The sequence below is a fragment of the Streptomyces sp. NBC_00631 genome (assembly GCF_045206895.1).
GTDB lineage: Bacteria > Actinomycetota > Actinomycetes > Streptomycetales > Streptomycetaceae > Streptomyces.
The window spans coordinates 10,238,229-10,260,484 of record NZ_CP107734.1 but is presented as its reverse complement, the minus strand read 5'-3'; the positions used below and the strand labels follow the sequence as shown (position 1 = coordinate 10,260,484).

21 protein-coding genes are annotated in these 22,256 nt (G+C 71.6%); 13 read left to right on the top strand and 8 right to left on the bottom strand.

What is annotated here, in order from left to right; translation table 11 throughout:
- The first annotated feature begins 104 nt into the window (after positions 1 to 104).
- Positions 105 to 1,172: a sugar ABC transporter substrate-binding protein gene (locus OHB00_RS46240; RefSeq protein ID WP_406444353.1), complete on the top strand. Its 1,068-nt coding sequence runs from the start codon at positions 105 to 107 to the stop codon at positions 1,170 to 1,172.
- Between the two features lie 103 nt (positions 1,173 to 1,275).
- Here the strand turns inward: OHB00_RS46240 and OHB00_RS46235 are convergent, their stop codons facing one another.
- Positions 1,276 to 1,944 carry a GntR family transcriptional regulator gene (locus OHB00_RS46235; RefSeq protein ID WP_406444351.1) on the bottom strand — a complete coding sequence of 223 codons (669 nt, stop codon included), beginning with the start codon at positions 1,942 to 1,944 and terminating at the stop codon, positions 1,276 to 1,278.
- A gap of 96 nt (positions 1,945 to 2,040) precedes the next feature.
- Between OHB00_RS46235 and glyA the strand changes: the two genes are divergently transcribed.
- From glyA to OHB00_RS46210, 5 genes are read left to right on the top strand one after another with little or no spacing between them, the layout of a single operon-like run.
- Complete coding sequence (gene glyA, locus OHB00_RS46230) at positions 2,041 to 3,366, top strand: serine hydroxymethyltransferase (RefSeq protein ID WP_406444349.1); 1,326 nt, start codon at positions 2,041 to 2,043, stop codon at positions 3,364 to 3,366.
- Positions 3,363 to 4,583 carry a sarcosine oxidase subunit beta family protein gene (locus OHB00_RS46225; RefSeq protein WP_406444347.1) on the top strand — a complete coding sequence of 407 codons (1,221 nt, stop codon included), beginning with the start codon at positions 3,363 to 3,365 and terminating at the stop codon, positions 4,581 to 4,583. Before glyA ends, OHB00_RS46225 begins: the two co-directional genes overlap by 4 nt.
- Positions 4,584 to 4,607: 24 nt before the next feature.
- Entirely contained in the window at positions 4,608 to 4,904 is a 297-nt protein-coding gene (locus OHB00_RS46220) for a sarcosine oxidase subunit delta (protein ID WP_406444346.1), read from the top strand.
- On the top strand, positions 4,901 to 7,771 hold the full coding sequence (locus OHB00_RS46215) for a sarcosine oxidase subunit alpha family protein (protein ID WP_406444344.1): 2,871 nt from the start codon (positions 4,901 to 4,903) through the stop codon (positions 7,769 to 7,771). The genes OHB00_RS46220 and OHB00_RS46215 overlap by 4 nt, the downstream gene beginning before the upstream one ends.
- A complete protein-coding gene (locus OHB00_RS46210) occupies positions 7,764 to 8,399 on the top strand; it encodes a sarcosine oxidase subunit gamma (RefSeq protein WP_406444342.1) in 636 nt (211 codons plus the stop codon). Before OHB00_RS46215 ends, OHB00_RS46210 begins: the two co-directional genes overlap by 8 nt.
- A gap of 179 nt (positions 8,400 to 8,578) precedes the next feature.
- On the opposite strand, the gene OHB00_RS46205 is transcribed toward OHB00_RS46210, so the two are convergent.
- The gene (locus OHB00_RS46205; RefSeq protein WP_406444340.1) at positions 8,579 to 8,944 is read right to left on the bottom strand and encodes a hypothetical protein; all 366 of its coding nucleotides are present in this window, start codon (positions 8,942 to 8,944) and stop codon (positions 8,579 to 8,581) included.
- A gap of 416 nt (positions 8,945 to 9,360) precedes the next feature.
- Between OHB00_RS46205 and dhaK the strand changes: the two genes are divergently transcribed.
- From dhaK to OHB00_RS46190, 3 genes are read left to right on the top strand one after another with little or no spacing between them, the layout of a single operon-like run.
- The gene (gene dhaK, locus OHB00_RS46200) at positions 9,361 to 10,353 is read left to right on the top strand and encodes a dihydroxyacetone kinase subunit DhaK (RefSeq protein WP_406444338.1); all 993 of its coding nucleotides are present in this window, start codon (positions 9,361 to 9,363) and stop codon (positions 10,351 to 10,353) included.
- A 54-nt stretch (positions 10,354 to 10,407) separates the two neighbouring features.
- Positions 10,408 to 11,007 (top strand): dihydroxyacetone kinase subunit DhaL, encoded by a 600-nt coding sequence (gene dhaL, locus OHB00_RS46195; protein ID WP_406444336.1) that lies wholly within the window; start codon positions 10,408 to 10,410, stop codon positions 11,005 to 11,007.
- A complete protein-coding gene (locus OHB00_RS46190) occupies positions 11,000 to 11,410 on the top strand; it encodes a PTS-dependent dihydroxyacetone kinase phosphotransferase subunit DhaM (RefSeq protein ID WP_406444334.1) in 411 nt (136 codons plus the stop codon). The genes dhaL and OHB00_RS46190 overlap by 8 nt, the downstream gene beginning before the upstream one ends.
- Positions 11,411 to 11,417: 7 nt before the next feature.
- Here the strand turns inward: OHB00_RS46190 and OHB00_RS46185 are convergent, their stop codons facing one another.
- Positions 11,418 to 12,053 (bottom strand): TetR/AcrR family transcriptional regulator, encoded by a 636-nt coding sequence (locus tag OHB00_RS46185; RefSeq protein WP_406444332.1) that lies wholly within the window; start codon positions 12,051 to 12,053, stop codon positions 11,418 to 11,420.
- 160 nt (positions 12,054 to 12,213) lie between these two features.
- Between OHB00_RS46185 and OHB00_RS46180 the strand changes: the two genes are divergently transcribed.
- Positions 12,214 to 12,975 carry an SDR family NAD(P)-dependent oxidoreductase gene (locus OHB00_RS46180; RefSeq protein WP_234539937.1) on the top strand — a complete coding sequence of 254 codons (762 nt, stop codon included), beginning with the start codon at positions 12,214 to 12,216 and terminating at the stop codon, positions 12,973 to 12,975.
- A gap of 24 nt (positions 12,976 to 12,999) precedes the next feature.
- Here the strand turns inward: OHB00_RS46180 and OHB00_RS46175 are convergent, their stop codons facing one another.
- Positions 13,000 to 13,692 carry a glycoside hydrolase family 75 protein gene (locus OHB00_RS46175; RefSeq protein ID WP_406444330.1) on the bottom strand — a complete coding sequence of 231 codons (693 nt, stop codon included), beginning with the start codon at positions 13,690 to 13,692 and terminating at the stop codon, positions 13,000 to 13,002.
- A 384-nt stretch (positions 13,693 to 14,076) separates the two neighbouring features.
- Here OHB00_RS46175 and OHB00_RS46170 point away from each other — a divergent pair, with 384 nt between their 5' ends.
- On the top strand, positions 14,077 to 15,036 hold the full coding sequence (locus OHB00_RS46170; RefSeq protein ID WP_406444328.1) for a fibronectin type III domain-containing protein: 960 nt from the start codon (positions 14,077 to 14,079) through the stop codon (positions 15,034 to 15,036).
- A gap of 167 nt (positions 15,037 to 15,203) precedes the next feature.
- Positions 15,204 to 15,749 carry a hypothetical protein gene (locus tag OHB00_RS46165; RefSeq protein ID WP_406444326.1) on the top strand — a complete coding sequence of 182 codons (546 nt, stop codon included), beginning with the start codon at positions 15,204 to 15,206 and terminating at the stop codon, positions 15,747 to 15,749.
- On the opposite strand, the gene OHB00_RS46160 is transcribed toward OHB00_RS46165, so the two are convergent.
- The 4 genes from OHB00_RS46160 to OHB00_RS46145 all read right to left on the bottom strand — a co-directional run bounded on the left by OHB00_RS46160 (position 15,746) and on the right by OHB00_RS46145 (position 19,802).
- Positions 15,746 to 16,291 (bottom strand): PadR family transcriptional regulator, encoded by a 546-nt coding sequence (locus tag OHB00_RS46160; RefSeq protein ID WP_406444324.1) that lies wholly within the window; start codon positions 16,289 to 16,291, stop codon positions 15,746 to 15,748. The two genes, OHB00_RS46165 and OHB00_RS46160, sit on opposite strands and share 4 nt — an antisense overlap.
- A gap of 22 nt (positions 16,292 to 16,313) precedes the next feature.
- Positions 16,314 to 18,329 carry an FAD-dependent oxidoreductase gene (locus OHB00_RS46155; protein ID WP_406444322.1) on the bottom strand — a complete coding sequence of 672 codons (2,016 nt, stop codon included), beginning with the start codon at positions 18,327 to 18,329 and terminating at the stop codon, positions 16,314 to 16,316.
- Positions 18,330 to 18,437: 108 nt separating this feature from the next.
- A complete protein-coding gene (locus OHB00_RS46150; RefSeq protein ID WP_406444320.1) occupies positions 18,438 to 18,806 on the bottom strand; it encodes a hypothetical protein in 369 nt (122 codons plus the stop codon).
- A 123-nt stretch (positions 18,807 to 18,929) separates the two neighbouring features.
- Positions 18,930 to 19,802, bottom strand: a complete 873-nt coding sequence (locus OHB00_RS46145) for a hypothetical protein (protein WP_406444318.1) — start codon at positions 19,800 to 19,802, stop codon at positions 18,930 to 18,932.
- A 275-nt stretch (positions 19,803 to 20,077) separates the two neighbouring features.
- On the opposite strand from OHB00_RS46145, the gene OHB00_RS46140 reads away from it, so the two are divergent.
- Positions 20,078 to 22,156: a SpoIIE family protein phosphatase gene (locus tag OHB00_RS46140; RefSeq protein ID WP_406444316.1), complete on the top strand. Its 2,079-nt coding sequence runs from the start codon at positions 20,078 to 20,080 to the stop codon at positions 22,154 to 22,156.
- The last annotated feature ends 100 nt before the right edge of the window (positions 22,157 to 22,256 follow it).

The following is a 22,256-nucleotide window of genomic DNA, read 5'->3' as shown; positions in this document are numbered from 1 at the left end:
ACAAACAGACAATTCGGCATCGGCCAGGTGGCATGTGTCCGCCGGCCAAGCGAGCCCGCCACCGGACGGCAGGCGCTTCGGGACCCAGCGCGAGGAAAGTACCGATGAGGCCCAGACCCGTCCTCTGCGCCACTGCTTCCGCCCTCTCCGCGCTGGCGCTGCTCAGCGCCTGCGGCGGCGGTTCCGGCAGCACGGCCACGTCGAGCGGCGACAAGCCGCTGGTCGGCGTCGACTACCCGCGCTCCGACACCGACTTCTGGAACGCGTACATCAAGTACACGCCGGAGTACGCCAAGCGACTCGGCCTCTCGCTGAGGACCACCAACTCGCAGAACGATGTCGCCAAGCTCGCCGCCAACGTGCAGACACTCATCCTCCAGGGCGCCAAGGGCATCGCGGCGGCCCCGCAGAGCACATTTGCCATCGCGCCGATTCTGGCGCAATTGCAGGCGGCGAAGATCCCGGTCGTCACCATCGACACGCGCCCCGACACCGGCAAGGTCTACATGGTGGTCCGCGCCGACAACCGCGCCTACGGCGAGAAGGCATGCAAGTACCTGGGCACCAAGCTGGGCGGCAAGGGCAAGGTCGTGATGCTCCAGGGCGACCTCTCCTCGATCAACAGCCGTGACCGCACCGAGGGGTTCAACGCGTGCATGAAGGCGGACTATCCGGACATCAAGGTGTTCGCAGAGGCCACCAACTGGGACGGGGACGTCGCCGCGCAGCGGCTCCAGACCGACCTGACCGCGCACCCGGACATCAAGGGCATCTACATGCAGGCCAGCTTCGCCCTTTCCGGCACGCTCCACGTGCTCAGGCAGCAGGGACTGCTGGTCGGCCCGAGGGACCCGAAGCACGTGTTCGTCGTCTCCAACGACGGCATCCCCAGAGAGCTCAGGAACATCTCCAGCGGCACCATCGACGCCACCGTGTCCCAGCCGGTCGACCTCTACGCCAAGTACGCCCTGTACTACCTGAAGGCCGCGATCGACGGGAAGACGTTCAAGCCCGGCAGGACCGACCACGGGAGCACCATCGTGCGGGTTCGCGACGGACTTCTGGAAGACCAGCTCTCCGCCCCGCTCGTCACCGCCGACGGCGGCACGTACGGCGGCGTCCCCAGCCTCAAGAGCACCGACCCCTCCCTGTGGGGCAACAGCCTCGGCTGACACCGGTGCCCACGACGTCAGCAGTCTCCGTCCGATCAGGCGATGAGCAGGCCGCCGTCGCTCACGAAAGCGAGTGTGGCGCCGAGAACCTCATCGTGCCCGGTCAGATGGCACCATGGATGGCCTGTTCGAAGCCCTCGACGTGGCTGCGGGCGAGTTGCGCCGCCCGGTCCGGATCGCCGGCGACGATCGCCTCGATCAACGGCCGGTGCTCCTCGACATGGCCGGCCATGTCGGAGAGCCGGTCGATGAACAGGCACCAGATACGGGTGGCCAGGTTGTCGTACCGGACGAGGGTGTCCTCCAGGTACGGGTTGTGCGTGGCGCCGTAGATGGTGCGGTGGACCTGAAGATCCAGGTGCATGAGCTCGGCGGCGTCACTCGACCGGGAGTCCGCGGCCTCCAGGCGTCGCCGCAGCGCCGTGAGTGCGGCACGGTCCGCTGCCGTCGCGCGCCGGGCGGCCTGGGCGCAGGCCAGGGGTTCGAGCTCCTTACGCACCTCGGAGATGTGCGCGAGGTCGGTGATGTTGACGTCGGTGGCGAAGGTTCCCCGGCGGGGGTAGGTCGTGATCAGGCGCTCGTACTGGAGGCGCTTGAGCGCCTCGCGCACCGGGGTGCGGCCGACGCCGAGGGACTGGCCCAGCTGCTCCTCGTTGATCGGCGCACCCGGCCGGATCTCCAGCATGACGAGCCGGTCCCGGATGGCCCGGTAGGCGCGTTCGGCGAGGGAGAGCTCCTCAGCTTCCGCGGTCTCGGCCGCCACCTGCTGCATGAATTGCCCCCTTGACCTGGTTCGCGAGCTCACATACCTTACCGCAGAGTCTAATATATTAACTGGACACCAGACGGCTGTCAGGATGGTGCACGGATGACAACCCACTCGTCGCTCAGCACACCCACATCCCCCCTCGCGCTCCCGCTCGGTGAACTGGACCCGGAGATCGCCGCCGCGGTCGACGCCGAGCTGCACCGCCAGCAGTCCACCCTGGAGATGATCGCCTCGGAGAACTTCGCCCCGGCCGCCGTCATGGAGGCCCAGGGCTCGGTGCTGACCAACAAGTACGCCGAGGGTTACCCGGGCCGCCGCTACTACGGCGGCTGCGAACACGTCGACGTCGTCGAGCAGCTGGCCATCGAGCGGGTGAAGGAACTGTTCGGCGCCGAGGCCGCGAACGTGCAGCCGCACTCGGGCGCCCAGGCCAACGCGGCAGCGATGTTCGCGCTGCTCCAGCCCGGCGACACGATCCTCGGCCTCGACCTGGCGCACGGCGGGCACCTCACCCACGGCATGCGCATCAACTACTCGGGCAAGCTCTACGACGTCGTGCCGTACCACGTGCGCGAGTCCGACATGCGCATCGACATGGACGAGGTGGAGCAGCTAGCCCTCGCGCACCGGCCCAAGATGATCGTCGCCGGGTGGTCGGCCCACCCCCGGCAGCTGGACTTCGCCGGGTTCCGGCGGATCGCCGACGCGGTGGGCGCCTACCTGATGGTGGACATGGCGCACTTCGCCGGACTGGTGGCCGCGGGTCTGCATCCCAGCCCGGTGCCGTACGCCGACGTCGTCACGACCACCACGCACAAGACCCTCGGCGGCCCGCGCGGCGGGGTGATCCTCAGCCGGGCCGGCCTGGCCAAGAAGATCAACTCCGCGGTCTTCCCGGGCCAGCAGGGCGGCCCCCTGGAGCATGTCATCGCGGCGAAGGCGGTCGCCTTCAAGGTGGCGGCGGGCGAGGAGTTCAAGGACCGCCAGCAGCGCACGCTCAAGGGCGCGAAGATCCTCGCGGGCCGGCTGCTGGCCGACGACGTGGCCGAGGCCGGTATCACCGTGCTGACCGGAGGCACCGAGGTCCATCTGGTCCTGGTCGACCTGCGCAACTCGGCGCTCGACGGGAAGCAGGCCGAGGACCGGCTGCACCGCATCGGCATCACCGTCAACCGCAACGCGGTGCCGTTCGACCCCCGCCCGCCGATGGTGTCGTCGGGCCCGCGGATCGGCACCCCGGCCCTGGCCACCCGGGGTTTCGGCGAGACGGAGTTCCGCGAGGTCGCCGACATCATCGCCCAGGCCCTGAAGGGCGAGCGGCTCGGCGACGAGCGCGCCGCCGAGCTGCGCGGCCGGGTCGAGAAGCTCGCCGCCGCCTTCCCCCTGTACCCCCACCTGCCCTACGCGAACGGAGCCGCGGCATGACCGCCGAGCCGCTGCCGGAGCACCCGGACTTCCTCTGGCGCAACCCCGAGCCGCGCTCCTCGTACGACGTCGTCATCGTCGGCGCGGGCGGCCACGGTCTGGCCACCGCCTACTACCTCGCCAAGAACCACGGCATCACCAACGTCGCGGTCCTGGAGAAGGGCTGGCTGGCCGGCGGCAACATGGCCCGCAACACCACGATCATCCGCTCCAACTACCTGTGGGACGAGAGCGCGGCGATCTACGAGCACGCCCTCAAGCTGTGGGAGCGGCTCCCGGAGGAGCTGGACTACGACTTCCTGTTCAGCCAGCGCGGTGTCCTCAACCTCGCGCACACCCTCCAGGACGTCCGCGAGGGCACGCGCCGGGTCAACGCCAACAAGCTCAACGGCGTCGACGCCGAGTGGCTCGAACCGGAGGACGTCGCCAAGGTCTGCCCCATCGTCAACGTCTCGTCCCGCACCCGGTACCCGGTCCTCGGCGGCACCTTCCAGCCGCGGGCCGGCATCGCCAAGCACGACCACGTCGCCTGGGCGCTGGCCCGCCGGGCGGACGAGCTGGGCGTGGACCTGATCCAGGGCTGCGAGGTCACCGGCTTCGTCAAGGACGGCGACCGGGTCGTGGGCGTAGAGACCAACCGGGGCCGTATCCTCGCCGGCCGGGTCGGCCTCGCGGCCGCCGGGCACAGCAGCGTGCTCGCGGAACTGGCCGGATTCCGGCTGCCGATCCAGTCCCACCCGCTCCAGGCGCTGGTCTCCGAGCTGCACGAGCCGGTGCACCCGACGGTCGTCATGTCCAACCACGTGCACGTCTACGTCTCCCAGGCGCACAAGGGCGAGCTGGTGATGGGCGCGGGCGTCGACTCGTACAACGGCTACGGGCAGCGCGGCTCCTTCCATGTGATCGAGCAGCAGATGGCCGCCGCGGTCGAGCTGTTCCCGATCTTCGCGCGGGCGCACGTGCTGCGGACCTGGGGCGGCATCGTCGACGTCTCCCCGGACGCCTCTCCGATCATGGGTGCCACTCCCGTCGGGAACCTGTACGTCAACTGCGGCTGGGGAACGGGCGGTTTCAAGGCCACTCCGGCGGCCGGCTGGGCCTTCGCGCACACCCTCGCGACCGGCGCACCGCATGCGCTGAACGCCCCCTTCGCCCTCGAACGCTTCACGACGGGCGCGTTGATCGACGAGCACGGCGCAGCAGCCGTGGCCCACTGACGAGACGGCTGAAAGAAGGACACCGTGCTGCTGATCAGCTGCCCATGGTGCGGTCCCCGTGACGAGACCGAGTACCACTACGGCGGACAGGCCCACGTCCCCTACCCCGGGGATCCCGCCGAGCTCACCGACGAGCAGTGGGCCGAGTACGTCTTCTACCGCGACAACCCCAAGGGCCCCTTCGCCGAGCGGTGGGTGCACAGCACCGGCTGCCGCCGCTGGTTCAACGTCCTGCGCGACACCGCCACCAACGAGGTGCTCAGCTCCTACCGGTCCGACGAGCCCCGCCCCGAACTGCCCCAGGCCGGAGGGAACCGATGACAGACCAGGACTTCCGGCTCCGGGAGGGGGGCCGCGTCGACCGCGGCACCGTGCTGCGCCTCACCGTCGACGGGCGGGAGCTGACCGGGCACCCCGGTGACACCGTCGCCTCGGCGATGCTGGCGAACGGCCTCGTCGAGGTCGCGCCCTCGCTCTACCGCGGCCGTCCGCGCGGGATCGTCGCCGCGGGCGTCGAGGAGCCCAACGCCCTGCTCCAGATCGACGGCCCCTGTTCCGAGGGCATGCTGCCGGCGACCGCGGTGGAGCTGTACGACGGCCTGTCGGCGACGTCGCTGTCCGGCATGGGCCGGCTCGACCCGAGTCCCGACCCCGCCGTCTACGACAAGAAGTACGTGCACACCGACGTCCTGGTCGTAGGCGCCGGGCCCGCCGGGCTCGCGGCCGCCGCCGCTGCCGCCGGTTCCGGCGCCCGCGTGCTCCTCCTCGACGACCAGCCCGAGCCCGGCGGTTCGCTGCTCTCCGGGCGCTCCGAGCGGGTCGGCGGGCACAGCGCCCTCGAATGGGTCGCCGAGGTCCGCGCGGTGCTCGACGCCGCCCCCGAGGTCACTGTCCTGTCCCGCACCACGGCCTTCGGCTCGTACGACGCCAACTACGTGCTGGCCCTGCAGCGGCGCACCGATCACCTCGGCGCCTCCGCGCCCGAGGGCGTCTCCCGCCAGCGGCTGTGGCACATCCGGGCCCGCCAGGTGGTCCTGGCGACCGGCGCGCACGAACGTCCGCTGGTCTTCGCCGGGAACGACCGGCCCGGGGTGATGCTCGCCGGGGCCGTGCGCACCTACCTCAACCGGTACGGCGTGGCGGCGGGTTCGCGGGCCGTGGTGAGCACCACCAACGACAGCGCCTACGACACGGTCGCCGACCTCCATGCCGCCGGCATCGGCATCGCCGCCGTCGTGGACGCCCGGCCCGAACTGTCGCACCGCGCCGCCGAGGTCGCCGTGGCGACCGGGGTGCGGGTACTGACGGGCAGCGCGGTGGTCGACACCGCGGGCGCCGGCCGGCTCACCGCCGTCACCGTCCAGTCCCTCGACGCCGAGGGCCGGCTGACCGGCGCACCCGAGTCGTTCGACTGCGACCTGCTCGCCGTCTCGGGCGGCTGGAGCCCGGTGGTGCACCTGCACAGCCAGCGGCAGGGCCGGCTGCGCTGGGACGAGACCCTGGTCGCGTTCGTGCCCGACGGCAGCGTCCGGGACCAGCAGGTCGTCGGTGCGGCCCGCGGGACGTACGACCTCGACGGCAGTCTGGCCGAAGGGGCCCACGCGGGCACGCGGGCCGCGACGGACGCCGGGTTCCCGGTCGCCGTACCGTCGCCCGGCGAGGCCCGGCCGGCGGGCCCGACGCGTGCCCTGTGGCTGGTGCCCGCCCCCGACGGCGAGCCCGGCGGCTGGGACAGCCACTTCGTCGACCTCCAGCGCGATGTCACCGTCGCCGACGTCTGGCGGTCCACCGGGGCCGGCATGCGCGGTGTCGAGCACGTCAAGCGCTACACCTCGCTCGGTACCGCCAACGACCAGGGCAAGACGTCCGGTGTCAACGCGATCGGGGTCATCGCCGAGGCCCTCGGCGGTTCGCTGGGCGAGGTCGGCACCACGGCCTACCGGGCGCCGTACACGCCGATCGCCTTCGCCGCCCTGGCCGGGCGCGAGCGCGGTGAGCTGTTCGACCCGGAGCGGACCACCTCCATCCACAGCTGGCATGTGGCGCACGGCGCTCAGTTCGAGGACGTCGGACAGTGGAAGCGCCCCTGGTACTACCCGCGGCCCGGTGAGGACATGGACACCGCCGTGGCCCGCGAGTGCCGCGCGGCCCGGGAGGGGGTGGCGTTCATGGACGCCTCCACCCTCGGCAAGATCGAGATCTGGGGTGCCGACGCGGGCGAGTTCCTCAACCGCATCTACACCAACGCCTTCAAGAAGCTCAAGCCCGGTCTCGCCCGCTACGGCGTGATGTGCAAGCCCGACGGCATGATCTTCGACGATGGTGTCACGCTGCGCCTCGACGACAACCGCTACTTCATGACCACCACGACCGGCGGCGCCGCCGGGGTCCTGGACTGGCTGGAGGAGTGGCTGCAGACCGAGTGGCCCGAACTCGACGTGCACTGCACCTCGGTGACCGAGCAGTGGTCGACGATCGCCGTTGTGGGCCCCCGCTCGCGGGACGTGGTCGCCCGGCTCGCGCCGGACGTCGACCTGTCCGCCGAGGCGTTCCCGTTCATGGCCTTCCGCGAGACCACCCTGGCCTCCGGCATCCCGGCCCGGATCTGCCGGATCTCCTTCTCCGGCGAACTCGCCTACGAGATCAACGTCTCCGCGTGGTACGGCCTCGCCGTCTGGGCGCAGGTGTACGGGGCCGGACAGCCGTACGGCATCACTCCCTACGGCACCGAGACCATGCACGTGCTGCGGGCCGAGAAGGGCTACATCATCGTCGGCCAGGACACCGACGGCACGGTCACCCCACAGGACGCGGGCATGTCCTGGGTGGTGTCCAAGCAGAAGGACTTCGTCGGCAAGCGGTCGTACTCCCGCGCCGACACGTCCCGCGCCGACCGCAAGCAGCTGGTCGGCCTGCTGCCCGCCGACCGCACGACCCGGCTGCCGGAGGGCACCCAACTCGTCGCGCCGGACGTCGACTTGGCGACAGTGCCGGTACCGATGCTCGGCCATGTCACCTCCAGTTACCACAGCCCGGCCCTCGGCCGCCCGTTCGCCCTGGCCCTCGTCGCCGGCGGGCGGGCGAGGATCGGCGAGACCCTGCTCGCCCCGGTGGGCGAGGACCTCGTGCCCGTCGAGGTGACCGACTTCGTCCTCTACGACCCCGAAGGGACCAGGCGAGATGGCTGAGCCGACGATCACGGCGGACGCGGGCGCGGGACCGGTGGCACTGCGTACCAGCCCCCTGGAACATCTGGCGGAGCGGATGCGCGAGGCCGCCGTCACCGGCGCCCGGGGAGTCACGCTCGCCGAGTGGCCGTTCATCACGATGGTGAACGTGCGCGTCGACCCCGAGTCCGAGGCGGCCGACCGCATCGGGAGCGCCCTGGGCGCGCCGCTCCCCCGCGCGTGCGGCGGCACCGCCACCCGCGGCCCGCACACGGTCGCCTGGCTCGGCCCCGACGAGTGGCTCGTGCTGTCCCAGGCCGACGCGGGGGCCGTGACCGACGAGTTGCGGCAGGCGCTCGGCGGGGATGCGGGCTCGGTGGTGGACGTGTCCGCGAACCGCACCACCCTGGAGCTGGGCGGTCCGGCCGCCCGGCAGGTGCTGGAGAAGGGGTGCCCGCTGGATCTGCACCCCCGCGCGTTCGGCCCCGGCCAGGCGGTGTCGACCACGGTCGGCCCGGTCGCGGTGCTGCTCTGGCAGGTCGACGAGGCGCCGACGTACCGGCTGCTGCCCCGTTCCTCCTTCGCCGACCACCTGGCCCGCTGGCTCATCGACGCGATGGGCCAGTACCGCGTCCCCGAGGTCCCCTGACGGCGCTCAGCGCGTTCGACCTGTACTCGGCCGGCATCGCAACGGACGGCGTTCGCCGCTCTCGCGCGGGGCGAGGCGTGGCAACCCGGGAAGATCCTGGGCAGCCATGACGGCCGGGGGACACCGGTGTCCGGGTCGAGCACCGTGACCAGGGCTGGGCCCCCAGATCGGTGGCGAACTCACGCACCGGGGGGTCGATGGTCCGGGCTGGCCGTCCAGCGCGGGTTGGGGAGGAAGGGCAGGTGGCGCTCACGCGCCAGGTCGACCCTGGTCGAGTGAACCAGCTGGGTGCTGCCGAGTCCCCGCAGCCTGCGCTTAATCGCCGGGGCCGCCCTGTCCCACTGCACGTAGGGCAAGGACCTGTCGGTATCGAGGCCGTTGGCAGCGATCTGTTCCAGGACGTCGGCTACGACCGCACTGAACGCGCCATCGAAGGCGGGGCGGTCAGAGCTGGTGGCGGCGATCACCCAAGCGTGCAGCTCCGCGTCCGAGGATCTGGCCAGCTGCGCGATCCGGGCCGCCCGGCCGGCATGGCAGAGGTCCACCACGAGGAGCGTCGGCTCCGATCGAAGCTCGGACGGCCGACTGTCAGCGAGGCCAAGGCCATACCCAGGAACAAGATCCGGACCTTGCTGAGGGCCGGAACATCATCGCCGGATTCACTCGTTCACGCTGGTCAGAGCCGCGCAGAAGCTGTACCACCAGGAGCCCGGAAACCCGCTGGCGTGACCTTCGCGCCCACAAGGTCGATACTGCCGTGAGGAAAAGTACAACGCTCGTGCTCACATCCCCATCCACACCTGACGAACCGTCATCGAAGTCAGCATTGAGTCAGCATCAGCCTCGCCACAACCCGCCGCGTACCGCTACGGGGCGCCAAGATCAAGAACTGCCGAAACCTACTCTGCCCTGGAAAGAAGCAGGTCAGAGACGAGTCTGCTAATCTTGCTGGGAGTATCACATGAAGATGCTGATCAACGTTCCGGAGACCGTGGTGGCGGATGCGCTGCGAGGCATCGCGGCGGCTCATCCCGACCTCACCGTGGACGTGGAGAACCGGGTGATCGTACGGCGGGACGCCCCCGTCGCCGGACAGGTCGCGCTGATCTCGGGCGGCGGTTCCGGGCATGAGCCGCTGCACGGCGGATTCGTGGGTCCCGGGATGCTGTCGGCCGCCTGTCCCGGCGAGGTGTTCACGTCCCCCGTCCCGGACCAGATGGCCCGGGCCGCCGCGGCCGTGGACAGCGGGGCCGGGGTGCTGTTCATCGTGAAGAACTACACCGGTGACGTGCTCAACTTCGACATGGCCGCCGAACTCGCCGAGGACGAGGGCATCCAGGTGGCGAAGGTGCTCGTCAACGACGACGTGGCCGTCACGGACAGTCTCTACACGGCGGGCCGGCGCGGCACCGGCGCCACCCTCTTCGTCGAGAAGATCGCCGGGGCGGCCGCCGCCGAGGGGCAGCCGCTGGAGCGGGTGGAGGCCGTCGGGCGCCAGGTGAACGAGAACTCCCGCAGCTTCGGCGTCGCGCTGAGTGCGTGCACCACTCCGGCCAAGGGCACCCCGACCTTCGACCTGCCGCCCGGCGAGCTGGAGTTGGGCATCGGCATCCACGGCGAGCCGGGCCGGGAGCGGCGGGCCATGATGACCTCCGGCGAGATCGCCGACTTCGCGGTCAACGCCGTCCTGGAGGACATGCCCCCGCACAACCCGGTCCTCGTCCTGGTCAACGGCATGGGCGCGACCCCGCTCCTTGAGCTGTACGGGTTCAACGCCGAGGTCCAGCGGGTGCTCGCCGAGCGCGGCGTGAGCGTGGCCCGCACACTGGTCGGCAACTACGTGACCTCCCTGGACATGGCCGGTGCCTCGGTCACGCTCTGCCAGGTCGACGAGGAGCTGCTGCGGCTGTGGGACGCGCCGGTGAAGACGCCGGCGCTGCGCTGGGGCATGTGAGCGAGAGACAGCACCGACCTGCGTCCGTACCGCAACGCAACGCAAGGAGATCCAGTGCTCGACGCCGACTTCTTCCGCCGCTGGATGGCGGCGACCGCCGCCTCCGTCGACCGCGAGGCGGAGCGGCTCACCGCCCTCGACTCCCCCATCGGGGACGCCGACCACGGCAGCAATCTCCAGCGCGGGTTCAAGGCCGTGGTGGCCGCGCTGGAGAAGGACGCGCCGGAGACCCCGGGTGCCGTGCTGACGCTCGCCGGACGCCGGCTGATATCGACGGTCGGCGGCGCGTCCGGGCCGCTGTACGGCACGCTGCTGCGCAGTACCGGCAAGGCGCTCGGCGACGCGGCCGAGGTCAGTGAGGGCGAGCTCGCCGAGGCGCTGCGGGCCGGGGTGGACAAGGTCATGGCGCTCGGCGGGGCCGCGCCCGGGGACAAGACGATGATCGACGCCCTGGTGCCGGCCGTCGACGCGCTCGGCGACGGTTTCGGGGCGGCTCGGGCCGCCGCCGAACAGGGCGCCGAGGCGACGATTCCGCTGCAGGCCCGCAAGGGCCGCGCGAGCTATCTCGGCGAGCGCAGCATCGGCCACCAGGACCCCGGCGCCACCTCGTCGGCGCTGCTCGTCGCGGGACTCTCGGAGGCGGCCGGTGAGTGAGAACAAGCTGGTAGGGATCGTGCTGGTGTCGCACAGCGCACAGGTCGCGGCGTCCGTCGCGGAGCTGGCCGAGGGACTGGCGGGGGGCCCCACGACGGTGCCGGTCGCCCCGGCGGGCGGCACCGAGGGCGGCGGGCTCGGCACCAGCGCCGAGCTGATCGCCGCCGCCGCCGCGTCCGTGGACCGGGGCGCCGGGGTCGCCGTCCTCACCGACCTGGGCAGCGCGGTGCTCACCGTGAAGGCGCTGCTCGCCGAGGGCGGCGAGCTTCCGGACGGCACCCGGCTGGTGGACGCGCCGTTCGTCGAGGGCGCGGTCGCCGCGGTCGTCACGGCCGCCACCGGGGCCGACCTGGACGCCGTGGAGGCGGCGGCCGCCGAGGCGTACACCTACCGCAAGGTCTGAGGCCGCCCTAGCCGAGTCCCTCCGCCGCCACCGCGAGGGCCGAGCGCATGGTCGCCGTGAGCTCGGCCTCCGCCGTGGCCGGGTCCGTGGTCTCGTCGGCGACCCGCCAGGCGTAGTGCTCGACGGCCGCGCGCAGGGCCGCGTTGAACATGGCCGCCTGAATGGTGGGCCGCAGGTCGTCGGCGGGCAGCCCGGAGCGTTCGGCGAGGGCGCGGGCGAACGCCGGTTCGGCCTCGTCGTAGGACTGCAGCCACTCCGCCCGCAGGCCCGGTTCGCCGCGGGTCAGCCGGACCAGGGCGCCCATGGTGGCGCGGTCGGGGCCCGCGACCAGCCGGCTGTCCGTCGGTACGGCGTCCTCGAAGGCCTCCTCCAGCGGCTCTCCGGGCCGCCAGGCCCGCAGGCAGTCGGCGACGGCCTCGATGCCGGCCGCGAACAGCGGCCGTACGCAGGCCTCCTTGCTCGGGAAGTAGCGCCACACCGTGCGCGCCGAGACCCCGACCGCCTGCCCGATCTGCTCGCCCGTGGTCGCGGCCACCCCCTGGGCGACGAACAGCTCCACCGCGGCGCGGGCGATCTCCAGTCTGATCTCGGCCTTGCGCTCCTCGGTCAGCGGCGGCCGTCCCGTGCGTCCCCCTGCGGTCATCTGTCCCTCCGGTGCCGGTGCCTGTCGCACCCGGATTCTCCCCGAGGAGCCGAGGTGGTGGAAATTCCGGCCCGACTTTATGTCACTTAGCGACATTAAGTCGTATGGTGTGACCGCACCGGGCGCGTGGCGCCCACGAACCACCTGATGGGAGCACCACATGGCCAGCGGACTCGACGGGCGCGGCGTCATCGTCACCGGCGCGGGATCGGGGATCGGGCGCGCCGCCGCCCTGGCCTTCGCGAGGGAAGGCGCCCGGGTCCTGGTCGCCGACCTGAACGCCGAGGCCGCGGGCGCGGCGGTGGCGGAGATCGAGAAGGCGGGCGGTACGGCCGTGGCCGTCACCGGCGACCTCAGCGAGCAGTCCGTGGTGGACCAGGTGGTCGCGACCGCGGTGGAGCGGTTCGGCGGGGTGGACGTCCTGGTGAACAACGCCGGGATCATGGACCGGATGTCCGCGCTCGCGGACGTCAGCGACACGGAGTGGGAGCGGGTGATACGGGTCAACCTCACCGCGCCGTTCCTGCTCACCCGGGCGGTGCTGCCGCACATGCTGGCGGCGGGCCGGGGCGCGATCGTCAACACCGCCTCCGAGGCCGGTCTGCGCGGCAGCGCGGCGGGTGCCGCCTACACGGCCTCGAAGCACGGTGTCGTCGGCCTGACCAAGAACCTGGCGGTGATGTACCGCAACCAGGGGATCCGGGCCAACGCGATCGCGCCCGGCGGCACCAGGACCGGCATTCAGATCGACCTGGAGGACGGCGCCCACGGGCCGGCCGCGCTCGGCCCGTACTTCGGCAACGTGGGCCAGGTCTCCGAGCCCGAGGAGCAGGCGGCCGCGATCGTCTTCCTGGCCTCGGACGCGGCGAGCAACATCAACGGCGCGATCCTGCCGGTCGACAACGGCTGGGCGGCCGTCTGACCGGCACGGGCGGGGGCGGCCCGGTCACCGGTCAGCGTCCTCGGTGAACTGCTCCGCCAGCCGCTCCCCCTCCGCCTCCGCGGCCGCGCGGTCCTCGATGGGGTCGACCGCGGAGTCCTTGAAGACGATGTAGGTGACACCGGAGGCCACCCCGCCGACCCGCGGGTCGGGGTTCACGCCCAGCGCCTTCGCGGTGGCGTACGAGGCCTCACCGATGATGTCCCGCGGCCCGGTGTCACCGACGACGGCGTACTGCACCCGGCCCTTGTAGATCACCGCGGCGACCGCACCGCCCCGGATGCCGGACGCCCAGTGGTTCCAGCGGCCGCTGGGGCCGGGTACGACGACGTAGGGCAGCTTCTCGGCGTTGAGCTGGCGGCCGTTGGACTGCTGGTAGGCGGTGGCTGCGGAGAACGCCGGGTCGGCGCCGCGGTTGCAGTGGGCGGTGGGCCGGCCGTCGCAGTCGATGTCGAGGTCCGCCTTCCAGAAGACGACCTGCGGGGTTCCGCACACGGGGACGGTGGCGGCGGTGTCGGCGTCGGAGCGGTAGCGGCCCTTGGAGACCTGAACGCAGTCATGGACCCGGGCCAGCAGGTCGGTGGCGGTGATCCGGTGCCGGTCACCGGAGGCCGCGAACGAGACGCCGGGGACGGGCAGTGTGGCCGGGGCGAGCAGGGCGGCGCCGGCCGCGGCCAGCGTCAGCGACTGGACACGCACGATGAGGGACCCTTTTCGTGGGGGACATGGAGTCACCGGAACAATCTGGTGCGGGTCGGGCGGCCGGGCCAGCACGTGGAGGCCGTACAGGGCCGTTCGGAGCAACGAAACTGACACTTCGTGAGAGGCCGTCGAGGGCCGGGGCGCTGAGCCGGTGTCAGCCCAGACCGCCCCGGCCGCCTGTGCCGGCGCGGGATCAGCGACGACAGCGTTCCGCGCCACAGGCGCGAACTCCCCTGTCCTCCGGGGAAGTTCGGCCGCAGTGCCCTCAGCATACGTAACTCTTCCCCGTCGTCTCCAATACGGCCCTCTTGATGTCGGCCTACCGGCCAGGCCATATTGGTCCGGACCATTGCCGTGCTGCCGTCCCCGGGAGGCGGAACCGTGCGCCGAGCTGTCGTGGTCTGCGTGCTGCTGGCGGTGACGTCCTGCGGCTGGGGCGGGGCCTCCGACGGCGACAGCGGGCGGCTGCCAGGCGCCCCGACCGGGGTGACCGCGGCGGCCGGGAGCGCCACCAGCGTGCACGTCATGTGGAACGCGTTGCCGGACGGTTCCGGGATCCGCGGCTACGAGGTGTATCGGGGCACCACGAAGGTCCAGGAAGTGCCCGGTTCCCAGCACATGGTGGACGTCACCAGGCTCAGGCCTTCCACGGTGTATGTGTTCAGCGTGCGGGCCCGGGGCGGGGACGGCAGCCTGGGGCCGCGCAGCCGTGCGGTGCGGGCGACCACCCCGGCGATGGTGGCGGCGGACCGATCGGCGCCGACCCGGCCGACCCGGCCGGACGGGCGGGCCGTGGGCAGCCGTGCCGTGCAGCTGTCCTGGGGCGCCTCGACGGACGACCGGGCCGTGGTGTCGTACGACATCTGGCAGGGCGGAGCCAAGATCCACAGTGTGGGCGGGAACCAGACCTCGGCCGTGGTCACCGGGCTGCGGCCGGGCACCCGCTATGTCTTCACCGTCCGGGCCCGGGACGCGGCCGACAACCTCTCGCCCGCGAGCGCAGCGGTGCGCCTGACCACGCCGGGCACCGGCGACGGGCGGGACACCGCGCCGACCGCGTTCACGGCGCGGACCCACGAGGAGAGCGGGGCCTGCTACCTCGATCTGGCGTGGGAGCCGCCGCAGGTGGACGGTGTGGTCACGGAGTACCAGATCCGGCTCGACGGCGGTACGACCACCTCCCTGGTGTGGGGCGGCACCCCGCCGAAGGGCCGTTCGACCTATAGCTTCTATGTGGGCCGCGACCATGGGGCGGTGCACCAGGTGCGGCTTCGCGCGCGGCTGCCGGACGGCACCTGGGGCGGCTGGTCGGCGGAGCGGACCGTGACGACGGGTGCCTGAACCGCATCCGGGCGGGGCCGGACGGAGGAAGAAGTCACCTGGCCGGTCGCGCTCCGGGTGCGGGACGCGCCGAATCCCCTTTCGCTGAACCTGAGGCAGCACGGGCGTTTCCCCACCCTCGGCGGCGCAAGGGACGTTCCGCCAACCGTGCCGCCGGAGGGCAGACCATGCGCACTACACGACTTCTCCTCCGCTCCGGCCTGACCCTGGCGGCCGCCGCCGCGTTCCCGGCCTGGCTCGCCGGCCCGTCCGCCGCGCTCTCGGGCATCTCGGTGAGCACCATCGGCACCACGGTCTCGGTGGTCACCAGCGCCTGCACCCAGAACAACGGCAGCTGGGGCAACGCCTCCCTGCTCAACAGCGGTCAGACCGCCTTCGCCCAAGGGCGGCAGGTGGCCCTGGCGGGCACCACCGTGAGCCAGTCCGCCGCCTGGTCGGGGGTGTCTCCGGGCACCTACACGGTGGTCGTCGTCTGCTCCAACGGCGGTACGGCGGGCACCCAGTCGGTGATCGTCTCCTCCTCCGCCGCAGCGCCGACGACCTCCTCCACCACGAGATCGGACGCGCCCGCCCGCGGCGTGATGGGCGGCCTGGGCGGTGCCGCCCGCGACTACGGCCCTCTCACCCTGGGCATCGGCGCGGCGCTGGTCGGATCGGGTGTCATCGCCACCGGCTGGTACCTGCGCAAGCGCTCGAAGCCGTACCGGCTCTAGGGCAGGTCGGGAAGTTCGCCGAACTCTTCCAGGGCGTGGCTGAGCCACTGCGTCCAGAAGGTCTCCAGATCGATGCCGGCCCGGAGCACCAGGTGCCGCAGCCGGTCCTCGGGAGTGTCCTTGCCCGGCGGGAAGTCGCGGCGCTGGATCTCCTCGTACTCGGCCAACTGCCTTTGATGCAGCTCCAGATGGCGGCGCAGGTCGGCTTCGAGGCCGGCGGTGCCGACGACCGCGGCCGCGCGCAGCCGCAGCAGGAGCACGTCCCGCTGCGGCTTGGGGTCCTGGGCGGCGGCGGTCCAGCGGGCCAGTTCGGCGCGGCCCGCGGGCAGGACCTCGTAGCTCTTCTTCTGCCCGCGGGCCGGCTGCTCGGCCGGCAGGGTGCGGATGTACCCCTCGGTCTCCAGTCTTCCGAGCTCGCGATAGATCTGCTGGTGCGTGGCCGACCAGAAGTAGCCGATCGACCTGTCGAACCTGCGGGTCAGCTCAAGCCCCGACGACGGCCTTTCGAGCAGGGCGGTGAGGATCGCGTGCGGGAGTGACATGGGCTCATCCTAGGGAGGAGCCCTACAGGGCGGCGGCCAGCTCGGTGCCCTGCTTGATGGCCCGTTTGGCGTCCAGCTCGGCGGTGATGTCGGCACCGCCGACGAGGTGCGCGCTGCAGCCGGCGGCGACCAGTTCCTCGTACAGGCCCCGGCGCGGTTCCTGCCCGGTGCACAGCACCACGGTGTCGACCTCCAGGACGGTGCTCTCCCCGTCGACGGTGATGTGCAGTCCGGCGTCGTCGATCAGGTCGTACCGCACACCCGGGACCATGGTGACGCCCCGGTGCTTGAGTTCGGTGCGGTGGATCCAGCCGGTGGTCTTGCCGAGTCCGGCGCCGACCTTGCCGGTCCTGCGCTGGAGCAGGTGGACGGTGCGCGGGGGCGCTGGGCGTTCGGGGGCTGCCAGGCCGCCGGGGCCCCGGTAGTCCATGTCGACGCCCCAGTGCCTGAAGTACGTCGCCGGGTCGTCGCTCGCCTTGTCGCCGCCGTCGGTGAGGTACTCGGCGACGTCGAAGCCGATGCCGCCGGCGCCGAGGATCGCGACCCGGTCGCCGACGGGGGCGTTGTCGCGCAGCACGTCGAGGTAGCCGAGGACGCGGGGGTGGTCGATGCCCGGGATGTCGGGGGTGCGCGGGGTGACGCCGGTGGCTACCACGACCTCGTCGTATCCGGTGACGTCCGCGGGCCCGACGGTCGTGTTCAGACGTACGTCGACGCGGTGGGCGTCGAGCCGGTGGCGGAAGTAGCGCAGGGTCTCGTCGAACTCCTGCTTGCCGGGGACCTTGCGGGCCACGTTGAGCTGGCCGCCGATCTCGGCCGCCGCGTCGAACAGGGTGACCTCGTGGCCGCGTTCGGCGGCGGAGACCGCGCAGGCGAGGCCGGCCGGTCCGGCGCCGACCACCGCGACGCGCTTCTTCAGCCGGGTCGGGGCGAGGACCAGCTCGGTCTCGTGGCAGGCGCGCGGGTTGACCAGGCAGGAGGTGATCTTCCCGCTGAAGGTGTGGTCGAGGCAGGCCTGGTTGCAGCCGATACAGGTGTTGATGGCCTCGGGCGTCCCGGCCTCGGCCTTGGCGACGAAGTCGGGGTCGGCGAGCATCGGGCGGGCCATGGAGACCATGTCCGCGTAGCCCTCGGCGAGCAACTCCTCGGCGAGTTCCGGGGTGTTGATGCGGTTGGTGGTCACCAGCGGTACGGACACCGCGCCCATCAGCTTCTTGGTGACCCAGGTGTAGGCGCCGCGCGGCACCGAGGTGGCGATGGTGGGGATGCGGGCCTCGTGCCAGCCGATGCCGGTGTTGATGATGGTCGCCCCGGCGGCCTCGACGGCCCTGGCGAGGGTGATCACCTCGTCGAGGGAGGAGCCGCCGGGGACCAGGTCCAGCATGGACAGCCGGTAGATGATGACGAAGTCCTCGCCGACCGCCTCGCGCACCCGGCGGACGATCTCGACGGGGAACCGCATCCGGTTCTCGTACGAGCCGCCCCAGCGGTCGGTGCGCCGGTTGGTCGGGGCGGCGATGAACTCGTTGATCAGGTAGCCCTCGGAGCCCATGATCTCGACGCCGTCGTAGCCGGCCTGCCGGGCGAGGCGGGCGGCGCGCGCGTAGTCGTCGATGGTGCGCTCGACGTCGGCGTCGGTCAGCTCGCGGGGCGGGAAGGGGCTGATCGGGGCCTGGAGAGGGCTCGGGGCGACCAGGTCGCGGTGGTAGGCGTACCGGCCGAAGTGCAGGATCTGCATCGCGATCCTGCCGCCCTCGCGGTGCACGGCCCCGGTGATTGCCCGGTGCTGCCCGGCCTCCTCCTCGGTGGTGAGCTTGGCGCCGCCCTCGTACGGGCGGCCCTCGTCGTTGGGCGCGATGCCGCCGGTGACGATGAGGCCGACTCCCCCGCGGGCCCGGGCCGCGTAGAACTCCGCCATCCGCTCGAAGCCGCGCTCGGCCTCCTCCAGGCCCACGTGCATGGAGCCCATGAGCACGCGGTTGGGCAGCGTGGTGAAGCCCAGGTCGAGGGGTTGCAGCAGGTGCGGGTAACGGCTCATCGGGGCCTCCGTGCGCGGTGTCGTCACCGTAGTTGTAGAGGACCGCGCACGGATTATGCAACTAGTTGCACAACAGCTCCGATGTGACGTGTCTCAGATCACCGGTGGTCACCGGCTTTCGAGCAGGACGTGCAGCTCCCGCTCCTGGTCCCCCGAGGCGGAGGACAGGTTGCGCACCGCGAACAGGGAGTCGAGGGTCGTACGGAGCCGGTCGATGGCCCAGTAGCCGCCCTGCGCGTCGGCCTCCACCGAGGCCGAGAGCCGGGGCGGCGGGGTGCACTCGTGGGTGTCGGTGACCTCGAACGTGCCGAGCCACACCATCGGGCGGGTCTCGTGGAGCTGTTGCGGCACGTCCTCCATGTCCCGGTCGGACTCGAAGCACTGGCACAGCGCGTCGAACACGATCCGGGCGTCCTCCTTGCTGCATCCGCTGATCTCCAGCGAGACGGGTTCCTCGTGCGGTCGCTCACGGACCATCGTGATCGCTCCTCTCATGGCAGTGGCGCGGTAGCACGGGTTCCCCCGCGAACCGCGCCATGCCAACAGAAAAGCACCGATCTCCGGGCCCTGCACCACCCGCCGGGGCAGGCGGCCGCGGGCTCAGCTCCGGGTGAACCTGTAGGTCTTGCTGTCGGTGAGGACGCAGATGCTCGGCGACATCACGATGACCCGCAGGGTGCCGGTGCGCCGGTCGTAGTCGATGCCCTCGGCCTCGAAGGTGCCCGAGCAGGAGCTGCGCAGCGGGAGCTGGCGCAGCGCGGTGACATGTCCGGTGACGTTGCCGGTGCCGGGCTGCGCGGACAGGTCGATCTGCAGCAGCGGCTTGGTGTAGCCGAAGAGGCTGCCGTCCGGGTCGTCCGAGGAGCACAGCAGCGTGGTGGCGCCGGAGAAGTCGCAGCCCTGCACGTCACGGACGGCGTGGTCCAGGTTGACGACGGACGCGAGCGGGAGGTTCGCGGACGGCGAGGTGCTCTTGTTGGCCCCCGGCGTCGGGAAGACCAGGAAGCGGGTCATGGTGCCGTACTCGCCGGAGAGCATGTACTGGCTGTCGGGCGTGACGGCGGACCAGGAGTTGTTGAGGGCCTCACCGGAGGCGAGCGTGTGGACGTACTCCGACCAGGTGCCGTCGGGGGCCTGCACCCGGTACATCTTGGCGGTGCCGGAGTCCGCCTGGTAGGGCTCGACGTAGTAGCCGTCATAGGACTCGTCGGGGTCGCCGACGTGGTTCCAGCCGCGACTGGAGACGCTGAGCGGGATGGTGCCGATGCCGGTGTACCGGTTGGCGCTGCCGGCCGGGACCTCGACCGAGGTCAGGCCCTGGCTCTCGGTGAGCGCATCGGCGTGGTCGGAGCCGGTCTCGGTCCAGGTGTCGGCGGCAAAGGCCGGGGCGGCGGTCGCGAGGACCAGGGTGGTGGCGAGGGCGACCAGGGCGGTCAGGCCTGCGCGACAACGTTGCCGGGTGGACGCGGGCATGGAAGCCTACTCCTCGGTATCTGGGGGGTGGGACGCGCGTGCGCCGGTCAGTCTGGCGTGGCTTCGATGGGCATGTACAGGCCAATGACGGGACGGGAAAGTGAACTCACGCCACAGCCGCCTCTGTGGTCGCTTCGCCGTACGGATGCCGCCGTGTTGAGAGATGGTGGAAAAGTCGGCGGCGGCTACGGAGAGACGGGTGTGAGCGCGATAGAACAAGGGGAGTCGGCACGGGGGACGACGTGCCGTACGAGAGTTCGAAGGCGGTGCGTGCGATGAGTCCAGCCGAGGCTGCGGTGCCCGGGGGCCGGGAGCCCGTGCGCGGACCCGTGCGGCCGGGCGGGCTCCTGGACGTCCTGAGCGTGGCCTCGGTGGTGCTGGACGCCAAGGGGCGCATCGTGCTGTGGAGCCCGCAGGCCGAGGAGCTGTTCGGTTACTCGGCGCGGGAGGCGCTGGGCCAGTACGCGGCCCGGCTGATGGTGGACGAGCGCCACATCGAGCTGGTCGGCAAGTTGTTCGCGGACGTGATGAGCACCGGGCGGAGCTGGGCCGGCGGTTTCCCGATCCGGCACAAGGACGGCACCACCCATGTGGTCGAGTTCCGCAACATGCGGCTCATGGACGACAACGGCGACGTGTTCGCGCTGGGGCTGGCCGCCGACCAGTCGACGGTGCGCCGGCTGGAGCAGGACGTGGCGCTGTCCGAGCGGATCGTCAAGCAGTCGCCGATCGGGCTGGCCGTCCTCGACACGGAGCTGCGGTTCGTGTCGGTCAACCCGGCCCTTGAGCAGATGAACGGTGTCCCGGCCGAGGAGCACGTGGGGCGGACGATCCGGGAGGTGCTTCCCTATCTGGACGCCGACGCCCTGGAGACGGCGTACCTGCGGGTACTGCGGACCGGCGAGCCGGTCGTCGACGAGCCCGCGGTGGGGCGTACGCCGGCCGACCCGGACGAGGAGCACATCTGGTCGGTGTCGATGTACCGGCTGGAGGACGCCCTGGACAACGTGCTGGGCGTGGCCACCTCGGTGGTGGACATCACCGAGCCGTACCGGGCCGGGATCGAGGCCGAGAACGCGCGCCGCCGCCTGGCCGTGATCGCCGACGCCTCCACCCGCATCGGCACCACCCTGGACCTGGAGCGCACCGCCCGGGAGCTCGCCGAGGTCGCCGTGCCGGAGCTCGCCGACGTGGCGGCCGTCGACCTGCTGGACTCGGTGGTCGAGGGCCGGCGCAGCACGCTCGGGCCGGGCGAGCCCGCCACGCTCCGGTCACTCGCCGTCCGCGCGGGCCAGGAGGCGGACGCGGTCCAGGCCGCCGACGTGCCGGGCACGGTCGCACGGTACGCGCCGGACCGGCTGATCACCCGGTGTGTACGGACCGGCGAGGCCGTCGTCGTCCCGCAGGTCAAGGACGAGGACCTGGCGCGGATCGCCCCCTCCCCCGAGGCCGCGGTGGAGCTGGGCCGGGCCGGGGTGCACTCCTATCTGGCCGTGCCGCTGATCGCGCGCGGCGAGGTGCTGGGCGCCCTCGACCTCAGACGCACCCGCAATCCGGCCTCCTTCGACGACGACGACCTGCTGCTGGCCCGGGAACTGGCGGCGCGGGCGGCGGTGCAGATCGACAACGCCCGTTGGTACCAGAACGCGCGCACCACCGCCCTGACCCTCCAGCGCAGCCTGCTGCCCACGCATCCCCGGGTCGCCCCGGGCCTGGAGGTCGCCTCCCGCTACCAGCCGGCGGGTGCCACCGTCGAGGTGGGCGGCGACTGGTTCGACGTGATCCCGCTGGACGGCGGCGGCACGGCCCTGGTGGTGGGCGACGTGATGGGCAGCGGCATCAACGCGGCCGCCACGATGGGCCGGCTGCGCACCGCGACGACCACCCTGACCTCGCTCGGCCTCGATCCGGCGGTGCTGCTCGAACACCTGGACAAGACCACGTCGGGCCTCGACCACTCCATCGCGACCTGCGTGTACGCCGTGTACGACCCGCATCTGCGCCGGTGCCGGATCGCCAACGCCGGCCATCTGCCCCCGGCCCGGGTCCGCCCCGGCCGGCCGCCGGAACTCCTCGACCTGCCGACCGGGGTTCCGCTGGGCGTCGGCGGGATCCCCTTCGCCACCACGACCGTGGACTTCGAGCCCGGTGACGAGCTGGTCTTCTACACCGACGGTCTGGTCGAGACGCGCACGCACTCCCTGGACGAACGGCTCGACGAACTGCTGGCCCTGCTCGACGATCCCGCCCGCCCGCTGGAGGAGGCCTGCGACCTGCTGCTGCGGGAGCTGCACCACCCCGACAACCACGACGACGTGGCACTGCTCATCGCGCGGGCACGGGAACTGCCGTAGCGGGACAGGCGCCGGGGCGCCGGGGCGGATTCATGGAATTCACAGGGACTGATTACCAGGTTCTTATCGGCGAGCTCCCACAATTCACAGAGAGGCATGC

Bases quoted from the DNA above. Each gene is read 5' to 3' on its own strand.
- OHB00_RS46215 (WP_406444344.1), top strand. From the start codon at position 4,901: ATGACAGACCAGGACTTCCGGCTCCGGGAGGGGGGCCGCGTCGACCGC.
- OHB00_RS46140 (WP_406444316.1), top strand. From the start codon at position 20,078: ATGAGTCCAGCCGAGGCTGCGGTGCCCGGGGGCCGGGAGCCCGTGCGC.
- OHB00_RS46210 (WP_406444342.1), top strand. From the start codon at position 7,764: ATGGCTGAGCCGACGATCACGGCGGACGCGGGCGCGGGACCGGTGGCA.
- OHB00_RS46225 (WP_406444347.1), top strand. From the start codon at position 3,363: ATGACCGCCGAGCCGCTGCCGGAGCACCCGGACTTCCTCTGGCGCAAC.
- OHB00_RS46160 (WP_406444324.1), bottom strand. From the start codon at position 16,291: ATGTCACTCCCGCACGCGATCCTCACCGCCCTGCTCGAAAGGCCGTCG.
- OHB00_RS46165 (WP_406444326.1), top strand. From the start codon at position 15,204: ATGCGCACTACACGACTTCTCCTCCGCTCCGGCCTGACCCTGGCGGCC.
- OHB00_RS46185 (WP_406444332.1), bottom strand. From the start codon at position 12,053: ATGACCGCAGGGGGACGCACGGGACGGCCGCCGCTGACCGAGGAGCGC.
- OHB00_RS46235 (WP_406444351.1), bottom strand. From the start codon at position 1,944: ATGCAGCAGGTGGCGGCCGAGACCGCGGAAGCTGAGGAGCTCTCCCTC.
- OHB00_RS46180 (WP_234539937.1), top strand. From the start codon at position 12,214: ATGGCCAGCGGACTCGACGGGCGCGGCGTCATCGTCACCGGCGCGGGA.
- OHB00_RS46240 (WP_406444353.1), top strand. From the start codon at position 105: ATGAGGCCCAGACCCGTCCTCTGCGCCACTGCTTCCGCCCTCTCCGCG.
- glyA (WP_406444349.1), top strand. From the start codon at position 2,041: ATGACAACCCACTCGTCGCTCAGCACACCCACATCCCCCCTCGCGCTC.
- dhaK (WP_406444338.1), top strand. From the start codon at position 9,361: ATGAAGATGCTGATCAACGTTCCGGAGACCGTGGTGGCGGATGCGCTG.
- OHB00_RS46145 (WP_406444318.1), bottom strand. From the start codon at position 19,802: ATGCCCGCGTCCACCCGGCAACGTTGTCGCGCAGGCCTGACCGCCCTG.
- OHB00_RS46150 (WP_406444320.1), bottom strand. From the start codon at position 18,806: ATGGTCCGTGAGCGACCGCACGAGGAACCCGTCTCGCTGGAGATCAGC.
- OHB00_RS46155 (WP_406444322.1), bottom strand. From the start codon at position 18,329: ATGAGCCGTTACCCGCACCTGCTGCAACCCCTCGACCTGGGCTTCACC.